The sequence below is a fragment of the Mycobacterium sp. NGS48 genome, from assembly GCF_059812585.1.
Genome location: NZ_JCALCY010000004.1, coordinates 381,185 through 406,894, shown reverse-complemented (window position 1 = coordinate 406,894; position 25,710 = coordinate 381,185). Strand labels below are relative to the sequence as shown.

The following is a 25,710-nucleotide window of genomic DNA, read 5'->3' as shown; positions in this document are numbered from 1 at the left end:
TGGCGGCTGCATCGTCGTCCTTCGGGATCCAATCGCCGTACACGTCGAGCGTCAGCGTGTACGTGCTATGTCCGAGCTACTTCGACACCAACATGAACGGCTTCCCGGCGCTCAGCTGGAGCGTGGCGAAGGTGTGCCGGAGGTCGTTCAGGCGGATGCCGAGGACGGCGGGGTGGTCGGCTGTTGCGGGGCGACTCGCAGGCAGCCCTACCGCCTCCAGGGCGGGCCGGAACAGGTTCTTGTAGTGGCAACCAATAGACCATCGCCTTGCCCGGAAGCCAATAGCTGCAGCGCTTCCTGCAGTTGCGGTCCCACGACCTTGCCGCTGACCCCGGCGTCGGTGTGGTGCTCAACCCCCAACCTCGGCGCGCACGCCGCAGCGAGGCGCGAGGTAACCTTGGCGACATCGTCGCCCAATGAGCAGCCGGCCCGGGTGGCGGGTGGGACGTCCTTTCGGCCCGCCACCGGTTGCCCCATCTCTTGGGTCACGATGCCGACCCAATTCGGGGTGTGCGCTTGCCAGCCGGGTCGTCACCCGGCTAGCTTCGACCTGTACCACCGGTCTCTGGATCGCGTATCCAGGTGCCTCCCTACGGGGCTGCGGGGTCGGGCAGGGCGCAATCCTGCTCGGCCCCGGTAGGGCTCAACTCACCTGCGTCCAGGCTTCAACGGAGTTAAGCCCCAAGCCTTATCATTGGTCCTCCTCGTCCGAATCTGCCTTGGCGGCTTCTCGCTCCTCGCGGAGACGCTTGGCAACGTCATGGGACGCGTAGACCTCCACGTCCCCCTTATTGCCCCGCCGAATCAGCTTCTCCTTCACCGCTCGGGCCAACGCGTTACCAAAGGCATTGTCCGGTCGGTCCCAAATTCGCTCCATCTCCTCCCGCGGAAAGTACTGGAAGAAAACAACTTTCAATTCATCACGCGAGATCATCTTGTCGACCTCGTTGACAACGTCGGCCACCATCTGGGTCGAACGCAACCGCCGCCCCTCACCGCCGCGAGCGAGGTACTTGGAGATGGGCGACGACTCAGGAATGACGGCTGCAGCAGGTCGTTCATCATCCGCCGCCTCGGCTTCACCCTCCGCTTCGGCGTGGTCGGCTGCAACGGTCGATCCGGGTGGCAGACGATGGTCCTCATCGGTCGGCCCCTCGTCACTGGAATCAGTTTTATTGGGGGCAGTTTCGGTCGGCTCTTCAAGCCGCTCGAGGGATTGAATCGCATCCCGCAGACGGTCAAGTCGAGACATCATGGCGGCGAGGCGGTGTTGCACCTCCACCACCTCGCCGCTCACGGCGTCGTACTCAGCCCTGAGATCCTCAAGAGCCTTGTAGACACTGGAATTACCCACGTGTGAGACCGTACACGTAACTGCCTCAACTTAAAAGTCTTTGGGTATGGGTTGGGGCGGCTATCGGCGTGTCGTAACGTCGGCGTGTTGCCACAGTTCCCCGTTTATGAGGATCGAATAAGAGATGTTGGGACGCATGAGGTTCGTGTGGCTACTGTGACTGCTACTTCTTCGGCTCAAGAGACGCGAAGTAGTCGGCCTCCACCTTTACGTCCTCCACGACCCGCTCGGTGGTGGTGACACCGATGGCGTTTTCCTTCAACAGATCGCACAACCGGTCACCGTCGATCAGATCGATGGGCGGTGCGCCGTCGCGCTTGGCCTCCGTGCGGGCGTCGTTGGTGAACGTCCCGGTGGTGATCAAGAGGCCCTTCTCCCCGCGGCCAGCCATTGCTCCACGGAAGTCCCGAACGGCTGACGCGCCCACGCTGCCCTTGTACCGCTTGCACTGGAAGAACACCGGGAAGCTCAGCAACGAGATTTGGTAGACGCCGAGGCCGTCGATGCCGCCGTCACCGGTTCTGCCGGTGACCACCGCACTGCTGAAGCCCGACTCCCGCAGCAGTCGCTGTGCCAGACGCTCGAACGCCGTCGGAGACATCTTCAACAGCGTCTCCAACAGGGCGTCCTTCCAGTCGGCCTCGGCTTCCGCCTCCACCTGGTCTAGTTCGGCGGATACGTCCTGCTTTGCCCCGGCCTTCTTCTTGTTGCCCTTCTTCTTGTTGTACGAGTTGACGAACTGCTGATGCAGCGGAGCGATGTCCGCCTGCTTCGCGGCCTGGCCGGTCTCTGTGACCGTCCACACTCCGCGCTTGCTGTTGGTGAGCAGCCCCATCCCTTTGAGGTACGTCCGCGCCCACGCCAGCCGGTACTGGATCTCAGTCTGCGGACCTTCGCCGTGTAGGACGGCTTGCTGATCCTCCGAGAATTGCTCGCGGTCGGTGACCGCCGCGTCGAGTTCGGCGATGGACGCGGAGCCACCCAACCCAATAGCGGCCTGGAGCGTGGGCCAGAGCATGTCCGTATACGGAGGCACCGTCGCTGTCACGGACAACAGCATCCCAGAGGATTTAAACAGTTACCTACTACGCCGCGCACTCTCGCCTCGCCGGTGAACCGGCCCATCTCGGTGCCCCCGGCCGGACTTGAACCGGCGACCAACCGATTATGAGTCGGCGGCTCTAACCAACTGAGCTACAGGGGCGTGCTGGACAAAGAGTAGTGGTCTGGGTCTTCGCCCCGGCGGCACGCTCGCCCCAGCGCCGGGTAACGCCGGGGTGAACGAGGTGCGGGGGCACCCGGAAGCGCGTCTAGCAGGTCAAATCGGGCACAGCGGGTGGTTCCGTAATCGGATTATGAGTCCGCGGCTCTAACCAACTGAGCTACCGCCCCGATGTCGGCACCATGTTGCCATGGCCAGGCTCTGTCAGCTGAACACCGTCTGACCGTCAACGCCTATCAGATACTGCTCGGTGCCCTGCTCGACTCGTGGCGCGTCGGCCCCCAAGGATACGGCCACCTTATTGCTGGCGTTGCGCATCACATCGAAGGTCATCTCGACGGCCTCGGCGTCGGAGAAGTGCTGGCGAACCGCGGTGGCAACGCTGCGGTCGATGCGTCCCGGCGACCAGATCAGCGCGTCGGCATACCGCAGGGCGGCCTTCTGGCGGTCGGTGAGCAGCCCAGACGCTTCGACGTGTTCGATGTCGTCGTACAGCGGTTCCGATCCGCCGGCGTCAAGTGCCGTCGTTTCGCGCAGCGACTTGCACAGCCGGCAGTTGTGTTGTGCGGCCCCGCGCAGCCGGACCATTTCTGACGTCAGCGCATCCAGCGCCCGCAGCCGCGCCACTGCGGGCAGAAAGCCGTCGAACACCGCGTGGGACGGATCGGTGGCGTGATCCCACGAGATCGGCTCCGAAACCCAGTCCAGAAACTCCTGGCCTACACCGAGCGCTTCCAAGCCGGCCCGCACCCGGGGCACGAAGTCGGCGATATACGTCTGCACCACGACGCCAAACGCCTTGTCCCCCAACGCAGACCACAGCCGCGACCGCTGCTCGGCGTCAATCATCGACACGTCGACGCTGAATTGCTCGGCGAACTGAGCGACCACGGTCTCGGCCTCCGACTCCGGCCCGTCCACCACAACCTCGGCCCGCAGCGCCGGCAGACCAAGCGTCTGAGCACACACGGTCCGGACCAGAGCGCCGATCCGATCGCCGGAAATCGCCACCAACCGCGCTAGCTCGTCACGAACGTCCACTGGAGAATTATTGCCCCTGGAGCCGGGTAGCCGATACGGCTTGACGTGAACAGCGCCCTACGATCCGAGGATGACCCCGGATGCCGTGGCACCTGAAACCTTCGTGAGCCGCGGACCCGGTGGCGTGCGCATTGTTGCCGATCGCCAGGGCGATCCTCGGGCGCGTGCCGTGGTGTTCCTGCATGGCGGCGGGCAGACCCGCCGCTCCTGGGGCCGCGCGGCTGCCGCAGTAGCGGAGCGCGGGTGGCAGGCAGTCACCGTCGACCTTCGCGGCCACGGCGAATCGGACTGGTCGGACGACGGTGACTACCGCGTCGTCAGCTTCGCCGGCGACGTCCAAGAAGTGCTGCGCCAGCTGCCGCCCCGACCGGTGTTGGTGGGCGCCTCTCTGGGCGGGCTTACCACAATGCTTCTCGCCGGCGAACTCTCACCCGGCATTGCCAGCGCGATCGTTCTGGTCGACATCGTGCCGCACATGGACCCATCCGGAGCCACGCGCATACACAACTTCATGGCCGACCGGATGGAATCGGGCTTCGATTCACTGGACGAGGTGGCCGACGCGATCGCCGAATACAACCCGCATCGGCCTCGCCCATCTGACCTGGAAGGCCTGACCACTAATCTGCGCCGGCGCGGCGATCGCTGGTATTGGCATTGGGACCCCCAGTTCATCAGCGGCACCGCGTCGCGTCCCCCCATTGAAGTCACCGACGTCGATCGCCTGCACACCGCGGTCGCCGCGATCCTGCGCGACGGCGTGCCGACACTGTTGGTGCGCGGCCAGATGAGCGACCTCGTCAGCCAAGAGCGCGCTGACGAATTCCTCTCGCGCTTCCCGCAAGTCGAGTTCGTCGACGTCCGCGGAGCCGGCCACATGGTCGCCGGTGACCGCAACGACGTTTTCGCCGACGCGGTGCTGGGCTTCCTTGCCCGGCATGCCGACACCGGCTGACGTCACACCGTGCGGGCCAGCCGATGCGCAAGCAGTTCGGCGAATCGTGCGGGGTCTTCCAGTGCACCGCCTTCAGCGAGAAGTGCGGTGCCGTAGAGCAATTCCGCGGTCTCGGCAACCGAGGGATCGTCGGCCCGATCTTTGTGGGCCTGCTGCAGGCCAGTGACGAGCGGATGCTCGGGGTTCAGTTCGAGAATTCGCTTCCCGACCGGAACCGCCTGTCCGGAAGCCTGATAGATCCGCGCGAGCGCCGGTGTCATTCCGAAGGCGTCGGTGATCAGGCAGGCCGGCGACTCGGTCAGCCGGCTGGAGAGCCGCACCTCCTTGACATGATCGGCCAGAGTCTCCTGCAACCACGTCAGCAGGTCGGCGAAATCCTTTTCCTGCTCCTCGCGCTCGGCCTTGTGGGCCTCCTTGTCCTCCTCGGAGTCAAGGTCCACCTCGCCCTTGGCCACCGACTGCAGCGGTTTGCCATCGAACTCGGTCACCGAGCCCACCCACACCTCGTCAACCGGGTCGGTGAGCAACAGCACCTCGTAACCCTTGGCCTTGAATGCCTCGAGATGCGGCGACTTCAGGAGCTGCTCACGATTCTCACCGGTGGCGTAAAAGATATGCTCCTGGCCATCTTTCATGCGCTCGATGTACTCGACCAGCGTGGTGGGTTCCTCGTCGCTGTGCGTCGACGCGAACGAGCAGATGCGCAGCAGCGCGTCCTGGTTGTCGAAGTCCGACATCAGGCCCTCTTTGAGGACTCTGCCGAACTGCGTCCAGAAGGTGCGGTAATCCTCCGGTCGCTCAGCCTGTAGTTCCTTGATCGTCGAGAGAACCTTTTTGGTCAGGCGACGCCGGATCGCGTTGATCTGGCGGTCCTGTTGCAGGATCTCGCGGGAAACGTTGAGCGACATGTCCTGTGCGTCGACGACACCCTTGACGAAGCGCAAATACATCGGCATGAGCTGATCGCAATCGCCCATGATGAACACCCGCTTGACGTACAGCTGTATCCCGACACTGGCGTCGCGGTTGAAAAGGTCGAACGGCGCCTGCGACGGGATGAAGAGCAAGGCTTGGTATTCGAAGGTGCCCTCGGCCCGCATCGCGATAACTTCGAGCGGGTCATCCCAGGCGTGCGCGATGTGCTTGTAGAACTCCTTGTACTCATCCTCGGAGACCTCGTCTTTCGGCCGGGCCCACAGCGCCTTCATCGAGTTAAGGGTCTGCGTTTCGATGGTGACGGTCTCGTCGCCACCTTCCTCGGCGGCCGGGGTAGTCCGCTCGACCTGCATCCGGATGGGCCAGGCGATGAAGTCGGAGTACTTCTTGACCAGGCTTCTGATCGTGTATTCGGCGGTGTAGTCGTGCAGCTCGTCCTCGGCGTCTTCCGGCTTGAGGTGCAGGGTCACCGACGTTCCCTGCGGCGCGTCGTCGACCGCTTCAATGGTGTAGGTGCCCTCGCCGCTCGACTCCCACTTGGTGGCCTCACTCTCACCGGCCTTGTGCGTCAGCAACTCGACCTTGTCGGCGACCATGAACACCGAATAGAACCCGATCCCGAACTGGCCGATCAGCTCCTCGGAGGCGTCGGCGTTCTTGGCCTCCCGCAGCTGCTGGCGCAGCTCGGCGGTCCCCGATTTGGCCAGCGTGCCGATCAGATCCACGACCTCCGCGCGCGTCATCCCGATGCCGTTGTCGCGAACAGTCAGGGTGCGGGCATGTTTGTTCGCGTCGATCTCGATGTGCAGATCGGAGGTATCGACGTTGAGGTCCTTGTTGCGGAACGCTTCCAAACGCAGCTTGTCCAGCGCATCGGAGGCGTTCGAGATCAACTCCCGCAGGAACGCATCCTTGTTGGAGTAGACCGAATGGACCATCAAATCCAGCAGCTGGCGTGCTTCGGCCTGAAATTCCAACTGCTCGACGTTTGTGCTCATCACATTCCCCTCGCTGACATAAAGCCCAAATTTACCGAGACCCCGAATCGCTGAAGCCCTGGCCCTGGTTTGCGGCGTCTCGGCAGCGAAACGTGGAAGTCACAGTTTGAGCAAATTACATGCTGGGTATTTGACAGGTCAGAGTCACGTTGTCGAGTGAGCAGGAGAAACCATGGCGACGATTGCTAACCCGTCGCAAACCCGAGATCCACGCGTCACCGCACTTCACGTCGGAGCAGTGGCCAGTGCCATCGTGTCTGGTACATATGCGCTGGTAGAGCTGGCCGTCGGCACGCCGTTCCAGTTCGGTGTCGCATTGGCACTGTGCGGCGCGTGGTGGATCGCCGCCGACTACCTGGGACGCATGATCGGGCGCGCGCGTGGCACCTACCGCGGCGCAACTCCGACGCAACCGCGCCGAGTTTGTCACGTTGTGGTTGTCGGTAACAGCGAACAGTCGTCGCCCATGCCCCATGGCGGGTTCGGACTGGCCGCTTGAGCTGAGGATTATTGCGCCTGGCTCACCGAGGACATGTGGAAGTCGGGGATCCGCAGCGACGGCATCGCCGCCCGGGTGGCCCAATCACCCCACTCCCGCGGCAACGTCACCTCGCTGGCACCGACCTGGGCGGCCCGGCGCAACAGGTCCAGCGGGCTCTCGTTGAACCGGAAGTTGTTGACCGCCGCTGTGACCTCTCCGTCGGCGACGAGGTAGACCCCGTCGCGGGTGAGCCCGGTCAGCAGCAGTGTTGTCGGGTCGACTTCGCGGATGTACCACAGCGTGGTCAGCAGCAGACCGCTCTCGGTCTCGGCAATCATGTCGGCGAGCGGGGCCTGACCGCCCGTCATCAGTAGGTTGTCCGCGGCCACGGCATACGGCGCGTTGAACTCGGCGGCCGTCGCCCGCGGGTAGGCCAGCGCGTTGATCACGCCGTCGCGCACCCAGTCCACCCGCTCGATGTCCATCCCGTTGTCGAAGACCGACACGGTCTCCGACGAGCTGGTGGCCGCGACGAACGGCGAACAGCCCAGCCCCGCGGCAGCTGGATCGGAGTACAACGTCAGCGGCAAATCGGTGAGCCGCTCCCCCACCCGGGTTCCCCCGCCGGGAACCGACAGCGCCGTGCGGCCCTCCTGTGCGCCGCGACCGGACATCGTCCAGCCCAGATAGATCATCATGTCGGCCACCGTCGACGGCGGCATGATCGTCTCGTAGCGGCCCGCGGGCAACTCGATGGTGTGCCCGGCCCAATCCAATCGCGAGGACAGCTGTTCCAACAGCAGATCCGTTGACACACCGGCGAAATCCGGTGCGCCGATGCCTGCCCAGGCGCTGGCGCCGCCCCGCTTGGCGTTGATCTCCACCGAACCGGTGGGCTGGGTGTAGCGCCGGCGCAGCCCCGTCGACGTCGCCACCAACGTCGTCTGCAACTCGTGGCGCGCAAAGCCGTATAACAGATCCACGCCGCGAAAGCCCTGGCTCAACGAACTCGCGACATCGCCGAACACCTCCGCGCCCGTTCCCGGCACCGGCGCATCCCAGTTCGCCGGCACACCTGTGCCAGGAAGCAACGGCGCGACGTCGCGAGCCTCCGGCGCCAAGCGGGCCGCCTCCGCCGACGCTTCGACCAAAGCCGGGATCAGCGACGGATCCACCTCGGCGGAGCGCAGCGAACCGACGCGGGCGCTATCACCTTGCCGCACAATCGAAATCACCGTGGTACTGCGGCTGGTTGATACGCCGTTGGTGGTCATCGAGTTGTTGGCCCAGCGCAGCGATGCCTCGCTGCGGTCGGTGACAATCACGATGGTCTCGTCGGCACGCGCCGCCGCCAGCGCGATGTCCACGACCTGCTGCGGGCTGATCATCGGCCGGCCTCCGCCCGAGTATTGAGCACATTGATGCCACGGAATAACGCCGAGGGGCAGCCGTGGCTGACGGCGGCCACCTGCCCGGGCTGGGCTTTGCCGCAGTTGAGTGCCCCGCCCAACCGCCAGGTAGACGGCCCGCCGACGGCCTCCATCGCATTCCAGAAATCGGTGGTGGTCGCCTGGTAGGCGACGTCGCGCAGCTGACCGTCCAGCCGGCCGTCGCGGATCCGGAAAAACCGCTGTCCGGTGAACTGAAAGTTGTAGCGCTGCATGTCGATCGACCAGGATTTGTCGCCGATGATGTAGATGCCGTCGTCAACCCTTGCGATCAGGTCGGCGGTGGACAGCTCGTCACGGCCCGGCTGCAGCGACACGTTGGCCATCCGCTGAATCGGCACGTGATGCGGCGAATCGGCATACGAGCAGCCGTTGGAACGCGGCTGCCCCAGCCGCGGCGCGAACACACGGTCGAGTTGATATCCGACGAAGATCCCGTCGCGCACCACATCCCAGCTTTGCGCGGCCACCCCTTCGTCGTCGTAACCGATGCTGGCCAAACCGAATTCGGCGGTGCGATCAGCGGTCACGTTCATCACCGGTGAGCCGTAACGCAAGCTGTGCAGCTTGTCGGGCGTGGCGAATGACGTCCCGGCGTAGGCGGCTTCGTAGCCGATCGCGCGGTCGTATTCGGTGGCATGCCCAATAGATTCGTGGATGGTCAGCCACAGGTTGCTCGGGTCGATCACCAAGTCGCTCGGCCCGGCCGTCACGCCGGGTGCCTTGACCTTCTCGGCCAGTAGTGACGGCAGCTCGGCCAGCTCCTCGCTCCACTTCCAGATGTCGTCGCCGGCGACCACTTCCCAGCCGCGGGCGGTCGGCGGCGCCAGCGTGCGCATGGTGTCGAAACCACCCGCGGCGGCGTCGACGGTGACCGCCTCCAAGCCGGCCATCAGGCGGACCCGCTGCTGGGTGATCGTCGAGCCGAACGTGTCGGCGTAAAACGTCTGCTCCTTGACCGCCGTCATCCCGGCCGACACGTGGTCCACCCCGTCGGCGGCCAGCAGCCTGCCGGAGTAGTCCGCCAGCACGGCGACCTTGTCGGCGGTCGGCACGGTGAACGGGTCGATGCGATAGCTCGAAACCCAACTGGCGTCGGTGTAGACCGGCTCGGGTGCCAGTTCGATGCGTTCGTCGTTCAGCGCGGCCAATGCGGTGGCCACCGACACGGCTCGCTGCGCGGTGTCGACGGCGACCGGGACGGAGAGCTCGGCGTGCGACGCGAACCCCCAGGTGCCGTCGACGATCACCCGGACGGCTAATCCGAGTTCGCGGTTGATGACCGTCGTCTCCAACTCGCCGTCGCGCAGCCGAATGACCTCGGTGGTGATGCGGTGAATCCGCAGGTCAGCGTGGCTGGCGCCGGCAGCGGTCGCCGCGGACAGCGCGGCGTCGGCCAGTTCGTGGCGGGGCAGGTGAAGAAAGTCAGCATCGATCCCCCGGTTCGGCGTCACCGCTACACCGTAACGACCGGCTTTAATACAGCCATGGCCGATCCTGGGCTGGCGAAAGGACGCCGCTCCACAGCGCTGGGGTATGCGCTGCTGGCGCCGAGCCTGTTCGGGGTGGTCGCGTTCCTGCTGCTGCCGATGCTGGTGGTGGTGTGGCTGAGCCTGCACCGCTGGGATTTGCTTGGCCCGATCGAGTATGTCGGACTGGCCAATTGGCGCTCGGTGTTGACCGATTCGACGTTTGGCAATTCCCTGGCGGTGACGCTGGTGTTCGTCGCGATCGTGGTGCCGGCGCAGACAGTGCTGGGTCTGGCCGCAGGCTCGTTGCTCGCGCGAGAGCTCCCCGGTAGCGGCCTGTTTCGCACCCTGTATGTGCTGCCGTGGATTTGCGCTCCGCTGGCGATCGCGGTGCTGTGGCGCTGGATCCTGGCCCCCACCGACGGCGCGGTGAGCACCGTGCTGGGGCACCGCATCGAATGGCTCACCGATCCGGGCTTGGCGTTGCCGGTGGTCTCGGCGGTGATCGTGTGGACAAACGTCGGTTATGTGGCGCTGTTCTTCGTAGCGGGCATCCTGGCGATTCCCGCCGAGATCCACGCGGCGGCCCTGACCGACGGGGCGAGCGCCTGGCAGCGGTTCTGGCGCATCACTCTGCCGATGCTGCGGCCCACCATGTTCTTCGTGCTGGTCACCGGAATCGTCAGCGCGGCCCAGGTTTTCGACACGGTGTATGCGCTGACCGGTGGCGGGCCGGCCGGCCGCAGCGATCTGGTGGCGCACCGCATCTACGTCGAGGCCTTCGGGTCGGCGGCGATCGGCCGGGCCGCGGTGATGGCCCTGGTGTTATTCGTCATCTTGGTCGGCGTCACCATCGCTCAGCACCTGTACTTTCGGCGGCGGATCAGCTATGACCTCACCTAGGGCGTCCGCAATCTACGCCGGCCTGGCGGTCGGTGCGATCGTTATCCTGGCGCCGTTCGCGCTTGGCTTGCTGACGTCGTTCACCTCGGCTCGGCAGTTCGCGACCGGCACGCCGCTGGCCTGGCCGCGGCCGTTCACGCTGGCCAATTACACGGATCTGGGCGGTGCGGGTTTTGGCCGCGCCCTTGTGGTTACCGCGTTGATGACTGCCGTGATTCTGCTAGGGCAGCTGAGCTTTTCGGTGCTCGCAGCCTATGCTTTCGCGCGGCTGCGGTTTCCCGGGCGTGACGTGCTGTTCTGGGTCTACGTCGCGACGTTGATGGTGCCGGCGACGGTGACCGTAGTGCCGCTGTATCTGATGATGGCGCAGCTCGGACTGCGCAACACGTTCTGGGCGTTGGTGTTGCCGTTCGTGTTCGGCTCGCCGTATGCCATCTTCTTGCTGCGTGAGTACTTCCGGGCGATTCCCGATGACTTGGTCAACGCCGCCCGTCTCGACGGCGCCAACACGCTGGACGTGATCGTGCACGTGGTAGTGCCGTCGAGCCGGCCCGTGCTGGTTACCTTGATGCTGATCACCGTTGTTTCGCAATGGAACAACTTCATGTGGCCGCTGGTGATCACCAGCGGCGCCAAATGGCGGGTGCTGACGGTGGCCACGGCCGCGTTGCAGTCCCGCTACAACGCCCAGTGGACGCTGGTGATGGCGGCCACCACGGTGGCGATCGTTCCGCTGGTCATGCTGTTCGTGGTGTTCCAGCGACACATTGTGCGCTCGATCGTGATCACGGGGCTGAAATGAACTGCGTTGAGATTGCGCGCAAGGCTGTGATTTTCGTCGACTCACGACCCTGGACGCAATCTCAATGAGGCGGCCCCGCGTTTCGACGCTGGTCGCTGCGGCGGTGGTGGCAGTGGCGGCGCTGCTGGCAATGACGGCGGTGCTGCTGGACCTCTCGGCCACACCACGCGGCGGCAAGACCGTGGTGACCGTGCGCTTGTGGGATGAACAGGTCGCGACGGCCTACCGGGAGTCTTTCGCGGCGTTCACCCGCGCGCATCCGGATATCGAGGTGCGCACCAACGTGGTGGCCTATTCCACCTACTTCGACACGCTGCGCACCGACGTGGCCGGTGGCAGCGCCGACGACATCTTCTGGCTGTCCAACGCCTATCTCGCCGCCTACGCCGACAGCGGACGGCTGATGCACATCGACAAGTCCGCGGACTGGGAACCTGCGGTGGTCGAGCAGTTCACCCGCGACAGCGTGCTGTGGGGGGTGCCGCAGCTCACCGACGCCGGAATCGCGGTGTATTACAACGCAGATCTCTTGGCGGCGGCGGGGGTCGATCCCGCCCAGTTGTCGACGCTGCGGTGGAGCCCCGGCCGCGACGACACGCTGCGCGCACTATTGGTACAGCTCACCATCGACGCCGACGGGCATCCCGCCGCCACACCGGGTTTCGACCCGCGGCGGGTCAGGCAGTGGGGCTACAACGCCGCCAACGACCCGCAGGGCATCTACTTGAACTACATCGGCTCAGCGGGCGGAGTATTTCAGTCCGGCGACCGGTTCGCGTTCGACAACCCCGATGCGGTCACCGCTTTCAGCTATTTGGTCACGTTGATCAACGACGATCACGTCGCTCCCCCGGCCTCCGACACTAACGACAACACCGACTTCTCCCGCAATCAGTTCCTGGCCGGCAGGATGGCGCTTCTCCAGTCCGGCACCTACAACCTGGCCGGCGTGGCCGAGCACGCCAGATTCCGTTGGGGCGTGGCGATGCTGCCGTCCGGCCCGAAGGGGCGAGTCAGCGTCACGAACGGCATTGCCGCCGCGGGCAATTCAGCGACACCCCACCCCGCTGCGGTGCAACAGGTCCTGGCCTGGATGGGCAGCACGCAAAGCAATGACTACCTGGGCCGCCGTGGCTCAGCCATCCCGGCGGTGGTGCCGTCGCAGCGGGTGTATTTCGACTACTGGGCCGACAAGGGCGTGGACGTCACACCGTTTTTCGCCGTGCTGCGCGGTCGCCGCATCCCTGCCCCCGGCGGGACGGGCTTCGCCGCCGGATTCCAGGCACTCAAACCGTACTTCGACGAAATGTTCCTGGGTAGAAGCGACGTGGCGACGACGCTGCGCCGGGCGCAAAACGCGGCCAACACGGCTGCCCGTCGGTAAGGTTAGGCGCCCAACACCAACTCCGCCGCCAGTGCAGCACCGCATACCACCAGGGCGATCGACAGCGCCACCCAGTCAGAAAGCTTGGGCCGCGTGGGTGCAGCCGAGATCTGACCGGTTCCGCCGCGGGCGGTGATCGCGTCGCCCATCTCGTCGGCCCGGCGCAACGTCACCGTGATCGCTGTCGCGAGCAGGTCGATCAACTCCAATGCGCGGCGACCGCGCCGGGCTCGACGGCTGTGCGGTATCTGTCTGGGCCGCAACCGACGCGCGGCGTAGAGCACCCGGAACTCCTCGATCAACATCGGGAATGCGCGCAACGCGAGCGCTAACGCCACGGCCCATTCGTCGACGGGAACCCGCAGCCACCGCAACGGCCGGCCCAAAGTCGCCACGGCGGGAGCGATCTCGGCGACGTTGGTGGTCCACGAGACCATGCCCCCCAGGCCCAGGAGAACGATCGATAAGGCGGTGATGCGCAGAAAGTTCAGCAACCCGCCCAGCCCGAGGGACGTCGTGCCCACCTGAATCACCGGATGGCCGCCGGCCAAGGCCGCGGTGAGACCACCGATTGCGACCATGATCCATAGCCAGCGTGGCACCGAAGGCAGCGCACCACGAGGTATGTGCGCTATCCGCGCCGCCACCAATATCAGCGCGGCCACCAGCCCGATCGCCACCCAACCCGGGTAGAAGGTCAGCAACACCGAAATAACGAAAACCACCACCAGTTTGGTGCCGGCCCACAGGTCGTGGACAACTGACCCGCGCGGTACCGGACGCAGCAGCACGACGGGCCGAGGTGGTCGCCGGATCGAGCGACGCGGCGGCGCAGGCGCACTCACGCGACGCCTCCCGCCGCTGTCGACGCCGGCTCGAGCACGCCGCCCCGCAGATGCAGTATGCGCGGGCACAATTCCTCGAGGCCGGTGAAGTCGTGCGAAATCACCACCACGGTCAGACCTTGCTCACGGCGCAGATCCTCCAGCAGCCGCAGCAATCCCTGCTGACTGACGGCGTCCAGGCCGGCCAGCGGCTCGTCCAGGATCAACGCCCGTGGCGCCCGGGCCAACAGCCCGGCAAGGACCACGCGGCGCATCTGACCACCGCTGAGTTGGTCGATTCGCCGTTCAGCCAGTGCGCTGTCCAGTCCTACGACGGCCAGTGCCGTCGCCACCCGGTCTTTGTCATGGGGCGAAAACCCGGCCGCCGACGCGACTTCCAGGTTCACCCGGCTGCGCATCAACTGCAATCGTGCGGCTTGAAAGGACAACGCCACCGCGCCGACCTGCTCGTGGGTCGGCCGGCCGTCAAGCAGACAGCTGCCGGCGGTTGGCACCGTCAGCCCGGCCATGATCCAGGCCAAGGTGGACTTGCCTGAGCCATTGCCGCCGTGGATCAACACGCCGTCGCCCTGATAGACCGCGAAGCTGACGTCGCGCAGCGCGGTCTTCTGCCACGGCGTGCCGCTGCCGTATTCGTGGCCCACACCCGCGAGCTCGAGCACCGGCGTGTCCTCGTGCTGGTGGACCGCGACGGTTGCTATCGGCGCCGCCGTCGTCTCGACCATCGCGGTGTTGTCCGGCGAATCACTGAGATTGATTGTGCGGTCGGCGGACTGGGCCTCATCGTTGTAGTGCGTGATGTGAACCAGCGCGGTGCTATGCCGTTCGGACAGACGGGACATGATGCGCAACAGCGCCTCGCGGCCCTCCTGGTCGACCATGCTGGTGACTTCGTCGGCGATCAGCAGCGCCGGCTTGCGCGCCAGCGCGGCCGCCATCGCCAACCGTTGCAGCTCACCGCCGGACAAGTTTCCGGTGTCGCGTTCGGCGAACCCGTCGAGCCCGACTTCACTGAGTAACCGATCGACGTCGGTGCTGGTTCCGGGGGGAAGGCCCCACACCACGTCGTCGCCGACCCGCGTACCCAGCACCTGGCTTTCCGGGTGCTGCAGGATAACCGCGGTGCCGCCGGGCTGACCCAGACCAACCGCGCCGGGCCGCACGACAGCGCCCGAAGTCGGTTCCCGGCCGGCCAAGATCAGCATCAAGGTGGATTTTCCCGAGCCGTTGGCACCGGTGACCGCCACGTGTTCGCCGACGTGGACGGCCAAGCTGACCGGACGCAACGCGTCCTGGTTAGCGCGCGGGTAGCGGTAGCGCACCTGATCCAGCCGCACCGGAACCGGTTCGATCGGCCCGCTTTCGGCCAGCGCGTCGAGCTTGTGGACATCGGGGATACCGCGCATCCGCTCCAGCACCCGCGCCAGCGCCCACCACCCGATCAACGACACGATCGTGACGGAGATGACGCTGGTACCGATTATCAGCCAGGGCCAGTACTGCAGCGCCACTGCGATGAACCGCCTGAGGTCGTCAGCAGATTGTTGCAACCCTCCCCGCGCCAGCACCGTCGCGATGCCTTCGACGTTGGCTTTGAGTGTGTCGAAGATCAAATGCCGCAGCCGCGCGAGCACGGTCAGAGCGGCCGCCATCGCCGCACCGAAGACCGCGCCGGCCACCAGAGATGCGGCGATCACCGTTGGCGTTCCGCGGTGCCTGCGCTTGACGATTCCCGTCAGCCCGCCGATGTAGGCACTATTGACGACGGTCATGAAGCCGCCCATCCCTGCGATCAGGAAGGCGATGATCCCGGCGGCGACGGTCGCGCCGATCAGCACCCGTAACCGGTAGCGGTAGGCCAACAGTCCCATCGGCACCGTCCCGACCAGCGCCAGTGCGCCCGCGAACGGAACCACGATCGAGATGATGGCGATCGCGGCACACAGCGCGGCCATAACCGATGCCTGCGCGAGTTCGCCGGGCCGCAGCGAATGCGCCCGCCCGGGCGGAGTCGCTGTGCCGGTCGCGGTCATTTCATTGATTCTGCCAGTCGTTGACGCGTATCCCACCTCCGCACGCCGTGCGGTGAGACTGCAAAGATGCCCAACAAGTGGTGTGTATAGCCAAGCTATGGAATTATTGAGGAATGACGACCTCGGCGACTTCCCTGCCTGCTGCTGCCCGCGGCCGCGACAGGTCCGGACCCGGCCTCGGGGCCGATCTACTCGCAGTGGTCGCCCGGCTCAATCGGTATGCCACCCAGCGCATTCACATGGCATTGCCGGCGGCGCAAGCTCGGCTGCTGTCGACCATCGAAGCGCAAGGCGAAGCGCGGATCTGCGATCTGGCCGCGGTTGACCACTGCTCTCAGCCGACGATGACCACCCAGGTGCGGCGGCTGGAAGACGCGGGCCTGGTGACCCGGACCGCCGATCCGGGCGATGCCCGCGCGGTCCGCATCCGCATCACAGCCCAAGGCGTGCGCGCGCTCGACCGCGTCCGAGCCGACCGGGCCGCTGCCATCGAGCCGCAACTCGACCGGCTAGGGCTCGCAGATCGCCAAACCCTGGCTGAGGCCGTCACCGTTCTGCGCCGGCTGCTCGAGGACTCTCCACCCGCTCGACGGCCCAGCACGCAGGGATAACGGCTGGTAGGCGGTTGGCCGTCAGGTTGTCGGCGCATCATGGCGGGTAGACAAGCGGTGATCGAACCCGGCTGATGCGCGCGGAAGGTGGTGACCATGCGGACGGAGGCGCTGGGTGCCCCGTTGACCGTCTGGGTCGGATCGAGAAAGTACACGTTCCCCGCTGGCCGCGACGTCACCGTGGGCCGCGACACCCGCTCGGATATCCGCCTCGACGGCGCCGACGCATCGACTTCGCCCACCCACGTGGTGCTGCACCACGACGGTAAGCAGTGGGTAGCCCTCGATCGCAGCCAGCACGGGATCTATGTCGACGGCGTGCGCATGTCCACTGTCTTCATCCGAGACGGCCGGGCCCTCACTATCGGAGACCCGCGGCATGGACCGCGGCTGCTGTTCCAGCTCAGCGGTGTGCCGCCGGGCCGGCCGGGTCCGCCGCCACCCCGCGGGCCACGGCCCTCACCTCCCCCGCCGGCGGCGATGGGTCGCGAACCCGGGCAGCGCGGCCGCCCGGCGCCGCCTCCCCGCCAACCGCCACCGCGGCCCGGCCCGCCCAAACGCCCACCCCCGCCGCAGAGACCGCCGGCGTTTGCGCCGCCGGGGCCGCCGGGGCGCCGCCCGGTTCCGCCCGCGCCGCCTTCTCAATTGCCTACTCAGGGATTTCGGTCGCCCGCACCCGAGCCAGAATCCGCGCCGCCGCGAGCTGAGTCCACGCCATCAGCTGACCAGCGACCGGTCGGAGCAAAGCCGCCGTCGGAGGCGCCGACCCGACGATTCCGCTCGCCTCAGCCGACGCCGGAACCGCCGCCGCCTGACCAACCACCGCAACCTCCGACACCGCCACCGCCACCGCCACAAGCTCATCCGGAACCGCAACCGTTCGAAGCCCCACCCGAACCACCACCGACTACCCAGAGCGAGGGGCCCGATCTGGTCGGGCGGATGACCGGAGCGATGCAACGGCTGATCCCACAGCGGCCCGAACCCCGGCCACACGAGATGATGCCGACCAGCCCGTTGCCCCACGCCGAAGTCACCCACAGTGAGGCTCCGCCGCAGAAGCCTGCGGCCCTCGGCACATTGGAGGCAGAACAGTTGGGCCTCAACGTCGACGGGCAACCGGTACTTGTCGACGTTTCCTTCACCGCCCAGCCGGGCACGCTGATCGCGGTCATCGGACCGTCGAAGGCGGCCCGATCGGCTCTGGTCCACCTAGTCGCCGGCGAGATGCGACCCAGTCTGGGCGAAGTCACCATCGGCGGTCACGACGTGCACGACGACTACGCGTCGCTGCGAACCCGCATCGGCGTGGTGGGTCCATACGACGTGGTGCATCCGCAACTCACCATCGAACAGGCGTTGGGTTACATCGCTGAATTACGGCTGCCGCCAAGCACTTCTGCCGACGAGCGCCGCCACGCAGTCAACCGGGTCATCACCGAGCTGCAGTTGAACGCGTTGCGCACCATCCAGGTCGGCAAGCTTTCGGACGAGCAGCGTCAACGCGCCTCGTTGGCATCCGAACTGATCACCGCGCCGTCGCTGCTGGTCATCGATGAACCTGTGGCGGCATCCGACCCACAGACGATGGCGCTGCTGCGCCGGCTCGCCGACGGCGGGCGCGTCGTGGTGGTGTCGACAGCGTCGCCGGACCACGTCGACGTGTGCGACCAGGTGTTGCTACTCGCTCCGCAAGGAACTCCGGCGTTCGTGGGGCCGCCCGCCGAAATCGACGACGCGTTGCGCAGCGCCAACTGGGATGAGACCCTCGAGCTGGCTGGCGCAGTCCAGCACCGGCTTTCACCGCGCAGCGCCCAGCCTCGACAGATCGGCGTCGAATCACTGGCCCCACCCGAACACCTCGGGCTGTGGCGCCAATTCGGGGTCGCGGTCCGTCGGCAGGCCTGGATACTGGTCGGCGATCAGCGCTACTTCACCTTCTTGACGATCCTGCCGGTGCTGTTCGGTGCGCTGACGCTGGTGGTGTCCGGCCAGGCCGGCCTGGGGCAGGCCGACCCGTACGGAAACGGTCCCGACGAAGCTCTCGAAATTTTGGTTGTGCTGAATCTGGGCGCCGTCTTCATGGGTACCGCGTTGGCGATCCGCGACCTGTTCGGTGAACGCCGCATCCTCCGGCGTGAGCAATCCGGCGGGTTGTCGACGCTTGCCTATCTGGCGGCCAAACTCGTGGTCTACAGCTTGGCCGCCCTCGTCCAGACCGGCATCATCACCACCGTCGCCGTCGCCGGTAAAGGCGCGCCGGCCAGGGGCGCGGTTCTGCTGGGCAGCCCGGTGGTGGAGCTCTATCTCACGCTGGCGGTCACCGCCGTCGTCTCGGCGATCGTGGCATTGGCGCTGTCGTCGCTGGCGAAATACCGAGAGCAACTGTTGCTGGTGGCCGTCTTGGTGATCCTGCTTTCGTTCCTGTTTTCCGGTGCAGCGTTTCCGCTGGCCGGCCGCTTCGGTTTGGAACAGATCTCCTGGCTGCTGCCGTCCCGGTGGGGTTATGCAGCGTCGGCGTCCACGGTCGACCTGCCTGCGGTCAACGTGCTGGCGGCCAGCGATGAGTTGTGGACACACTCGGTGGGTTGGTGGGTGTTCGACATGGCGATGCTGATCGGCCTCGGCGCGGTGTGTGCCGCGTTCCTGTACTGGCGGTTGCGGCGCCGTGCTGAACCCGGCACTGCGGTGAGCGAAACGGCCGCCACCGGGCTGCCGGATGCGGGGACGGCGCGTTACGGTCAGGTATGACCACGACTGCCGAACACCTGCGCAACACCCTGGACGGGCGCTGGCGGGATGTGAAGAACCAGATGCGGGACAGGCTGACCGGCGAGGTCTTCCGCCCGCACCACACGCCCAACACCGTGATCGCCCGCACCAAGGTGGTCGAACAGATGACGATCATGGCCGCTGCGGGTGCGGCAGACGATGGTTTCCGCAAGGAGCACGGCGGCACCGGCAACGTCGGGGCGGCGATCACGATGATCGAGATGCTCGCGATGTCGGACCTGTCGCTGATGGTGAAAGCCGGCGTGCAGTGGGGTCTGTTCGGCGGTGCTGTGGAAAATCTGGGCACCGAACGCCACCACGAGGCCTACGTCAAGAAGATCATCAACCTCGAGCTGCGGGGTTGCTTCGCGATGACCGAGACCGGACATGGCAGCGATGTGCAGTCGCTGGAGACGACCGCGACCTACGACGCGGACACCGAAGAGTTCGTCATTGAATCCGCCACCCCTACGGCCCGCAAGGACTACATCGGCGGAGCCGCTGAAACCGCTACTATCGCAGCAGTATTCGCACAGTTGTTCACCACTGAGGACGGCAAGCCGGTCAATCACGGCGTGCACTGTTTTCTGGTGCCGATCCGCGACGCGGACGGCAACGACCTGCCCGGTGTGACGACGTCGGACAATCACTACAAAGGCGGGCTGCCCGGTGTGGACAACGGGCGCATCGTGTTCGAAGGGGTCCGCGTTCCGCGGAACAACTTGCTGAACAAGTACGGCGACGTCGCGGCGGACGGCACCTACACCTCGCCGATCGAGAACCCGGGACGCCGATTCTTCACGATGATCGGCACGCTGATCCGCGGGCGTGTTTGCGTGGGCGGCAGCGCGGGCAACGCAGCGCGGCTGGCGTTGGACATTGCCACCCGGTATGCGTTGCAGCGCAGGCAGTTCAGTGCGCCCGATGAAGACGATGAGGTGGTGATCATGGATTATCTGGTGCATCAGCGCCGGCTGTTTCCGCTGATCGCCAAGTCGTATGCACTGCAGTTCGCGCAGAACGAGCTGGTGTCCAGGTGCCACGATCTGCAGACCGCGGACGAGCCGGACGCCGAGGAGCAGCGTGAGCTGGAATCGCGCGCGGCCGGACTCAAGGCGGCCAACACCTGGCATGCCAGCCGGGCCATCCAGGAGGCCCGCGAGGCGTGTGGCGGAGCGGGATACATGGCCGAGAACCGCCTGATCGCGCTGCGGGCCGACACCGACGTCTTCACCACCTTCGAGGGTGACAACCATGTGCTGACCCAGTTGGTGGCCAAGGAGCTGCTGACCGCCTACGCCGACGACATCCGCAGTATGAACCCGGTCGAATGGGTTCGCTTCGCGGCCAACGCCGTCGGTGACCGAGTGATGAAACGCACTGCGGCGGAGACGATTATGCAAAGAATCGTCGATGCCCGCCAGGACAGCGAGGAAGAGGGCAGCCTGTTCAACCGCGGCACCCAGGTCACCATGTTCGAAGACCGCGAGGAGTACCTACTCTCATCGGTGGCGCGCCGCCTGCAGTCCAAGTCCAACGAGATGTCGGAGTTCGACGCGTTCAACGCCGTGCAGGACCACGTGCTGCACGCGGCGACCGCGCACATCGACCGGGTGGTGCTGGAGGCATTCGTCGCGGGTATCGACTCGTGTGAGGACGAGCAGGCTCGCGAGATCCTCGAGTTGGTGTGCGACCTCTACGCGCTCTCGGTCATTGAGGACGACAAAGCCTGGTACATCGAGCACCGCTATCTGTCCACCGAGCGGGCCAAGGCGGTCACCCGCGGGATCAACGAGCGATGCCGACAATTGCGGCCGCACGCCGAGACATTGGTCGGCGGATTCGGCATTCCGGAGGAATTGCGCTACGCCGAGATGCTGCACCCGGAGAACCTGCCCGACTGACTGCACAACTGCGACAAATACGTAACGCCTTCGCAGCACACGATGGCCACGGCATGTGTTTCCGATCACACGGAGCCTTGGCGAAAACTGGGAATTTGCGTCGGATTTGGTGAAATCGCTGCAGCGACCCTGACGGTAAAGCTGCGACGACGCTAGCCTGACTTGGGATTTCGTGATCGATGATGATCATTCCCAGCCGGGTTAACCCGCGGTTTCGCGCACCTCACCGCGGTACGACCGCGGAGATGAAGCTGTAAAGCGGCCGCAACCTTGGCTTACTGATCTTGAAACAACCGCATCGCATGCTTGTGCTCAATGTCGCCTGCGCATCGAGGAGGAAGTACGCGTGGCTGCCGAGTTCGACGCCGTCGACACGCTGTGCGCCTATTGCGGTGTCGGATGCGGGATGGTTCTGCAGGTCGACACGGATCCGCAGACCGGCCGACGCCGGGTGGCGAAATCGGCCGGGCACAAGACGCATCCGACCAACTTCGGCCGGCTATGCACGAAGGGCGCGACTACCGCGGAGATGCTGGCCGCACCCGGCCGGATGGAGTCGGCCTACCTGCGACCGCAGCGCGGTGAGCCAATCGAGGCGGCCGATATGGATGCCGCGATCACCCACTGCGCCAAGCGGTTGCGGGCAATCATCGACGAACACGGCCCAGACGCCGTCGCACTGTACGTGTCGGGACAGATGTCCACCGAAGCGCAGTATCTTGCGAACAAACTGACCAAGGGGTTCATCGGCAGCAACCAGATCGAGTCGAACTCTCGACTGTGTATGGCCAGCGCCGGTTCCGGTTACAAGCAATCCCTGGGCGCCGACGGTCCGCCCGGCTCGTACCAGGACTTCGATGCGGCCGACGTCTTCTTCGTCATCGGCGCTAATATGGCTGACTGCCATCCCATTCTGTTTCTGCGAATGATGGACCGGGTCAAGGCCGCCCGCGCCAAACTGATCGTCGTCGACCCGCGCCGCACCGCAACCGCCGAAAAAGCCGATCTGTTTCTGCAGATCAACCCGGGCACCGACCTAGCTCTGCTGAACGGTCTGCTGCACCTGATCGTCGAAAATGGCGACAGCGATTCCGAATTCATCGCCGAATTCACCGAGGGCTGGGAGGTGATGCCGACCTTCTTGCAGCAGTTTCCGCCCGACACCGTGAGCGAGATCACCGGTATCGCCGAAACAGACATCCGCACCGCCGCGCAGTGGATCGGCGAGGCAGCGAACTGGATGAGCTGCTGGACAATGGGCCTCAACCAGAGCACCCATGGCACCTGGAACACCAACGCTGTTTGCAATATGCACCTGGCCACCGGCGCGCTCTGCAAACGCGGAAGCGGACCCTTCTCGCTGACCGGCCAGCCCAATGCGATGGGCGGCCGTGAGATGGGTTATATGGGAGTCGGTTTGCCCGGCCAGCGATCGGTGACCTCTGAGGAAGACCGCGCCTTCGTCGAGGACGCCTGGAGCATCCCGCGCGGCACGCTGCGCACCGACGTCGGCGGCGGAACCATCGACATGTTCAGCCAAATGGCCGACGGCCAGATCAAGGCGTGCTGGGTCATCTGCACTAACCCCGTTGCCACAGTGGCCAATCGCAAGACGGTGCTGGCGGGCCTGGAGCGGGCCGAACTGGTGATCGCCCAGGATGCCTTTCTCGAAACGGAGACCAACGAGTACGCCGACGTGTTGCTGCCGGCGGCGCTGTGGACCGAGTTTGACGGTGTGATGGTCAACTCCGAGCGCAACGTCACTCTGTTCCAGCAGGCCGTTGACCCACCCGGTCAAGCATTGCCGGATTGGCAAATCATCGCTCGGGTCGCGGCCGAGATGGGGTACGCCGACGCCTTCGACTACCGCTGCGCCGAGGACGTCTTCGAGGAGATCAAGCAGTTCGCCAACCCGAAGACCGGCTACGACTTAAGCGGAATCAGCTACAACTGGCTGCGCGAGACCCCGGTTCAATGGCCGTGCTCGGCTGGCAGCGCTCGCGACCGCAACTCGATCCGCTACCTCAATGACGGGGTGAGCCAGACGCAACTCGTTCGCCCGGACGGCAGTATCCCGCGGTTGGCGTTTGCAACGCCCAGCGGTCGCGCGGTGTTCTTCGCCCGACCGCATCTGCTGCCCGACGAGATGCCCGATGACGACTACCCGTTCCTGCTCAACACCGGCCGCCTGCCGCACCAGTGGCACACGATGACCAAGACCGGCAAGGTGGTCAAGCTCAACAAGCTCAATCCAGGGCCGTTCGTGGAGATTCACCCCGACGACGCCGCGCGACTCCAGATCGTCGGCGACGATCCCGTCGAGATTGCCTCCCGCCGCGGCCGCGCCGTGCTGCCCGCCCTGGTCACCGATCGGGTGCGGCCCGGCAACTGCTTTGCCCCGTTTCACTGGAACGATGCGTTCGGCGAATACCTGTCGATCAACGCCGTCACCAACGACGCCGTCGACCCCACCTCACAGCAACCGGAGTACAAGGCCTGCGCAGTCACGTTGACCAAGATCGCCGTCACCGAACCCGCTGCGCAACAAACCGCGACTCCGACGATCGAGGCTTCGACGATCGCCCCGCCACAGGTCGGCGCGCTGGCCGAATTACTGGGCGTGGCAAACGAACCCGTGCCGGACTTCGATCCGCTCGGCCGCAGCTACCTTTCCGGGCTGGTGACTGCGCTGCGCTCGGACGTCGGTCGCCAGGCGGCCGGTGTACCCATCCTGCCCGTCAGCGCACCGTTCGAGCCGAAGACCAGGATGTGGGTCGACGGTGTGCTCGCCGGGCTTTTCTCGCGCGGCCCGGCACCCGAAGCGGTTCCCGCAGCCGCACCGGCCGATCCCGTCGTCGACGACAAGCCGACCGGAGCCCAGCCTCCCACGATCACGGTGCTGTGGGCGTCGCAGACCGGCAACGCCGAAGAATTCGCCACCGAGTGCGCCACGCAACTCGGTGCGGCGGGATTACCCGTGGCCTTGCACGCCATGGATGAGTTCCCGGCGGCCGACCTGTCGATGACGCGGGAACTGTTGGTCATCACCAGCACCACCGGCGACGGCGAACCACCGGACAACAGTGCCGCGCTGTGGGAGAAACTCTCCGCCGAAGACGCTCCACGACTCGTCGACACCCATTACGCAGTGCTGGCGTTCGGCGACTCCAGCTACGCCGACTTCTGCGGTCATGGCCGCAAGCTCGACGATAGGCTGTCCGAGCTCGGCGCCACCCGCATGCTTGACCGGGTTGACTGCGAGCCCGACTACGAAGACGCCGCCACCCGATGGCTGGCCGCAGTGCGCGAAGCACTGACCAAGTCACCCGTGCTCGTCGGCGGTGCTGCCGCAGGTCCCGCCGCCGCGCCGGCACCGACTGGTCTACATGGTGCACCCAAGGCGGCGCCAGACCGGCAGTTGTACAGCCGCAAGAGACCGCTCATCACCTGCCTGGTGCGTAACACTTTGCTCAGCGGCCCGGGTTCGACCAAAGAGGTGCGACAATTCGCGTTCGGCCTGCCGGAGGGCACACTGACCTATCACGCCGGCGACGCCCTGGGCGTCTGGCCGCGTAACAGCCCCGCGCTGGTCGACGAATGGCTGAACAGCACAGGCCTCGACGGGGAGACAGCGGTCGGACTTCCAGACCACGGGTCGATGCCATTGCGCACCGCGCTTACCGAACGGTTTGAGATCGCGCGTATCAGCGGTGATCTGCTGCGGTTCGTTGCCGAACGCAGCGGTGACAGCGCATTGGCGGCGTTGGTCAAACCGGAGAACAAGGCGGCGCTGGCCGATTGGATGTGGGGTCGCCAGACGGCGGACGTACTTGCGCAATGGCCTGTTACGGCATCGGTTGACGAATGGCTTGCTGTGCTCAAACCGCTTGTGCCGCGGCTATATTCGATCTCGTCCGCATCGATCGACAATCCGCACGAGGTGCATCTGACCGTCAGCACCGTTCGTTACGACTTCGCGGGGCTCCCGCGCGGCGGGGTGTGCTCGACGTATCTGGCCGACCATGCCGCCGGCGACGACATTGGCATCTTCGTTCAGAAGGCCAATCACTTCCGCCCTCCGACCGATCCGGATACACCGATGATCATGATCGGCCCTGGCACCGGGGTCGCGCCGTTCCGCAGCTTTTTACATCGACGTCGTGCGCTCGGTCAACCTGGCCCGAACTGGCTGTTCTTTGGCGAACGCAACTCCGCCACCGATTTCTACTACCGCGACGAGATCGAGTCGATGCACGCCGATGGGTTTCTCACCAGACTCGACCTGGCGTTCTCCCGGGACCAGCCCGAGAAAGTCTATGTGCAAGACGTGATGCGAGAGCGCGGCGCCGAAGTATGGCGATGGTTAGAGGACGGTGCGCACGTGTACGTCTGCGGCGATGGGCATCTGATGGCTAAAGAGGTAGACCGCACATTGCACGAGATCGTGGCACAACACGGTTGTCTCGACCACGACACGGCGAGAGCCTACGTGCGGGATCTTTCCTCGACAAAGCGCTACCAACGCGATGTCTACTGACCGACAGGTCGGAAG

At 65.4% G+C, this 25,710-nt stretch carries 17 protein-coding genes, 1 tRNA gene and 3 pseudogenes; 9 read left to right on the top strand and 12 right to left on the bottom strand.

What is annotated here, in order from left to right; genetic code table 11:
* Positions 1-207 precede the first annotated feature (207 nt).
* The 5 genes from AC5Y42_RS10990 to AC5Y42_RS10970 all read right to left on the bottom strand — a co-directional run bounded on the left by AC5Y42_RS10990 (position 208) and on the right by AC5Y42_RS10970 (position 3,617).
* Positions 208-489 carry a hypothetical protein gene (locus tag AC5Y42_RS10990; RefSeq protein WP_499898027.1) on the bottom strand — a complete coding sequence of 94 codons (282 nt, stop codon included), beginning with the start codon at positions 487-489 and terminating at the stop codon, positions 208-210.
* 202 nt (positions 490-691) lie between these two features.
* On the bottom strand, positions 692-1,354 hold the full coding sequence (locus tag AC5Y42_RS10985) for a hypothetical protein (protein WP_499898025.1): 663 nt from the start codon (positions 1,352-1,354) through the stop codon (positions 692-694).
* Between the two features lie 163 nt (positions 1,355-1,517).
* Positions 1,518-2,414 carry a restriction endonuclease gene (locus tag AC5Y42_RS10980; protein ID WP_499898024.1) on the bottom strand — a complete coding sequence of 299 codons (897 nt, stop codon included), beginning with the start codon at positions 2,412-2,414 and terminating at the stop codon, positions 1,518-1,520.
* A gap of 70 nt (positions 2,415-2,484) precedes the next feature.
* Positions 2,485-2,558, bottom strand: a tRNA-Ile gene (locus tag AC5Y42_RS10975).
* 222 nt (positions 2,559-2,780) lie between these two features.
* Positions 2,781-3,617, bottom strand: coding sequence for a carboxymuconolactone decarboxylase family protein (locus AC5Y42_RS10970; protein WP_499898022.1), 837 nt, complete (start codon positions 3,615-3,617; stop codon positions 2,781-2,783).
* A 70-nt stretch (positions 3,618-3,687) separates the two neighbouring features.
* Between AC5Y42_RS10970 and AC5Y42_RS10965 the strand changes: the two genes are divergently transcribed.
* Positions 3,688-4,572 carry an alpha/beta fold hydrolase gene (locus AC5Y42_RS10965; protein ID WP_499898021.1) on the top strand — a complete coding sequence of 295 codons (885 nt, stop codon included), beginning with the start codon at positions 3,688-3,690 and terminating at the stop codon, positions 4,570-4,572.
* Between the two features lie 2 nt (positions 4,573-4,574).
* On the opposite strand, the gene htpG is transcribed toward AC5Y42_RS10965, so the two are convergent.
* Positions 4,575-6,506, bottom strand: a complete 1,932-nt coding sequence (htpG, locus tag AC5Y42_RS10960; protein WP_499898019.1) for a molecular chaperone HtpG — start codon at positions 6,504-6,506, stop codon at positions 4,575-4,577.
* Between the two features lie 172 nt (positions 6,507-6,678).
* On the opposite strand from htpG, the gene AC5Y42_RS10955 reads away from it, so the two are divergent.
* Complete coding sequence (locus tag AC5Y42_RS10955; protein ID WP_499898017.1) at positions 6,679-7,005, top strand: hypothetical protein; 327 nt, start codon at positions 6,679-6,681, stop codon at positions 7,003-7,005.
* 8 nt (positions 7,006-7,013) lie between these two features.
* Here the strand turns inward: AC5Y42_RS10955 and AC5Y42_RS10950 are convergent, their stop codons facing one another.
* Both AC5Y42_RS10950 and AC5Y42_RS10945 read right to left on the bottom strand, forming a co-directional pair.
* On the bottom strand, positions 7,014-8,375 hold the full coding sequence (locus AC5Y42_RS10950; protein ID WP_499898015.1) for a metallopeptidase TldD-related protein: 1,362 nt from the start codon (positions 8,373-8,375) through the stop codon (positions 7,014-7,016).
* Positions 8,372-9,889, bottom strand: a complete 1,518-nt coding sequence (locus AC5Y42_RS10945; protein WP_499898014.1) for a TldD/PmbA family protein — start codon at positions 9,887-9,889, stop codon at positions 8,372-8,374. The genes AC5Y42_RS10950 and AC5Y42_RS10945 overlap by 4 nt, the downstream gene beginning before the upstream one ends.
* A gap of 33 nt (positions 9,890-9,922) precedes the next feature.
* Between AC5Y42_RS10945 and AC5Y42_RS10940 the strand changes: the two genes are divergently transcribed.
* The 3 genes from AC5Y42_RS10940 (at position 9,923) to AC5Y42_RS10930 (ending at position 12,993) form a co-directional block, all read left to right on the top strand.
* Positions 9,923-10,807: a carbohydrate ABC transporter permease gene (locus AC5Y42_RS10940; RefSeq protein WP_499898013.1), complete on the top strand. Its 885-nt coding sequence runs from the start codon at positions 9,923-9,925 to the stop codon at positions 10,805-10,807.
* Entirely contained in the window at positions 10,794-11,609 is an 816-nt protein-coding gene (locus AC5Y42_RS10935) for a carbohydrate ABC transporter permease (protein ID WP_499898011.1), read from the top strand. Before AC5Y42_RS10940 ends, AC5Y42_RS10935 begins: the two co-directional genes overlap by 14 nt.
* A gap of 64 nt (positions 11,610-11,673) precedes the next feature.
* Positions 11,674-12,993: an ABC transporter substrate-binding protein gene (locus AC5Y42_RS10930; RefSeq protein ID WP_499898009.1), complete on the top strand. Its 1,320-nt coding sequence runs from the start codon at positions 11,674-11,676 to the stop codon at positions 12,991-12,993.
* Positions 12,994-12,995: 2 nt separating this feature from the next.
* On the opposite strand, the gene AC5Y42_RS10925 is transcribed toward AC5Y42_RS10930, so the two are convergent.
* The 4 genes and pseudogenes from AC5Y42_RS10925 to AC5Y42_RS10910 all read right to left on the bottom strand — a co-directional run.
* A complete protein-coding gene (locus AC5Y42_RS10925) occupies positions 12,996-13,838 on the bottom strand; it encodes a CbiQ family ECF transporter T component (protein WP_499898007.1) in 843 nt (280 codons plus the stop codon).
* Positions 13,835-14,377 (bottom strand): annotated as a pseudogene (locus AC5Y42_RS10920) (ABC transporter ATP-binding protein); the annotation flags it as partial. The pseudogene AC5Y42_RS10920 and the gene AC5Y42_RS10925, both read right to left, overlap by 4 nt.
* 237 nt (positions 14,378-14,614) lie before the next feature.
* Positions 14,615-15,094 (bottom strand): annotated as a pseudogene (locus tag AC5Y42_RS10915) (ATP-binding cassette domain-containing protein); the annotation flags it as partial.
* Between the two features lie 204 nt (positions 15,095-15,298).
* A pseudogene (locus tag AC5Y42_RS10910) lies at positions 15,299-15,793 on the bottom strand (DUF2232 domain-containing protein); the annotation flags it as partial.
* A gap of 191 nt (positions 15,794-15,984) precedes the next feature.
* On the opposite strand from AC5Y42_RS10910, the gene AC5Y42_RS10905 reads away from it, so the two are divergent.
* The 4 genes from AC5Y42_RS10905 to AC5Y42_RS10890 all read left to right on the top strand — a co-directional run bounded on the left by AC5Y42_RS10905 (position 15,985) and on the right by AC5Y42_RS10890 (position 25,695).
* Positions 15,985-16,482 (top strand): MarR family winged helix-turn-helix transcriptional regulator, encoded by a 498-nt coding sequence (locus AC5Y42_RS10905; protein WP_499898006.1) that lies wholly within the window; start codon positions 15,985-15,987, stop codon positions 16,480-16,482.
* A 96-nt stretch (positions 16,483-16,578) separates the two neighbouring features.
* Positions 16,579-19,233 (top strand): ATP-binding cassette domain-containing protein, encoded by a 2,655-nt coding sequence (locus tag AC5Y42_RS10900; RefSeq protein ID WP_499898004.1) that lies wholly within the window; start codon positions 16,579-16,581, stop codon positions 19,231-19,233.
* On the top strand, positions 19,230-21,158 hold the full coding sequence (locus AC5Y42_RS10895; RefSeq protein WP_499898002.1) for an acyl-CoA dehydrogenase family protein: 1,929 nt from the start codon (positions 19,230-19,232) through the stop codon (positions 21,156-21,158). The genes AC5Y42_RS10900 and AC5Y42_RS10895 overlap by 4 nt, the downstream gene beginning before the upstream one ends.
* Positions 21,159-21,564: 406 nt before the next feature.
* The gene (locus AC5Y42_RS10890; RefSeq protein ID WP_499898143.1) at positions 21,565-25,695 is read left to right on the top strand and encodes a bifunctional nitrate reductase/sulfite reductase flavoprotein subunit alpha; all 4,131 of its coding nucleotides are present in this window, start codon (positions 21,565-21,567) and stop codon (positions 25,693-25,695) included.
* Positions 25,696-25,710 lie beyond the last annotated feature (15 nt).

Coding starts and splice junctions, on each gene's coding strand:
- AC5Y42_RS10895 (WP_499898002.1), top strand. CDS start 19,230: ATGACCACGACTGCCGAACACCTGCGCAACACCCTGGACGGGCGCTGG.
- AC5Y42_RS10930 (WP_499898009.1), top strand. CDS start 11,674: ATGAGGCGGCCCCGCGTTTCGACGCTGGTCGCTGCGGCGGTGGTGGCA.
- AC5Y42_RS10890 (WP_499898143.1), top strand. CDS start 21,565: ATGGTTCTGCAGGTCGACACGGATCCGCAGACCGGCCGACGCCGGGTG.
- AC5Y42_RS10905 (WP_499898006.1), top strand. CDS start 15,985: ATGACGACCTCGGCGACTTCCCTGCCTGCTGCTGCCCGCGGCCGCGAC.
- htpG (WP_499898019.1), bottom strand. CDS start 6,506: ATGAGCACAAACGTCGAGCAGTTGGAATTTCAGGCCGAAGCACGCCAG.
- AC5Y42_RS10965 (WP_499898021.1), top strand. CDS start 3,688: ATGACCCCGGATGCCGTGGCACCTGAAACCTTCGTGAGCCGCGGACCC.
- AC5Y42_RS10935 (WP_499898011.1), top strand. CDS start 10,794: ATGACCTCACCTAGGGCGTCCGCAATCTACGCCGGCCTGGCGGTCGGT.
- AC5Y42_RS10900 (WP_499898004.1), top strand. CDS start 16,579: ATGCGGACGGAGGCGCTGGGTGCCCCGTTGACCGTCTGGGTCGGATCG.
- AC5Y42_RS10955 (WP_499898017.1), top strand. CDS start 6,679: ATGGCGACGATTGCTAACCCGTCGCAAACCCGAGATCCACGCGTCACC.
- AC5Y42_RS10980 (WP_499898024.1), bottom strand. CDS start 2,414: ATGCTGTTGTCCGTGACAGCGACGGTGCCTCCGTATACGGACATGCTC.
- AC5Y42_RS10950 (WP_499898015.1), bottom strand. CDS start 8,375: ATGATCAGCCCGCAGCAGGTCGTGGACATCGCGCTGGCGGCGGCGCGT.
- AC5Y42_RS10940 (WP_499898013.1), top strand. CDS start 9,923: ATGGCCGATCCTGGGCTGGCGAAAGGACGCCGCTCCACAGCGCTGGGG.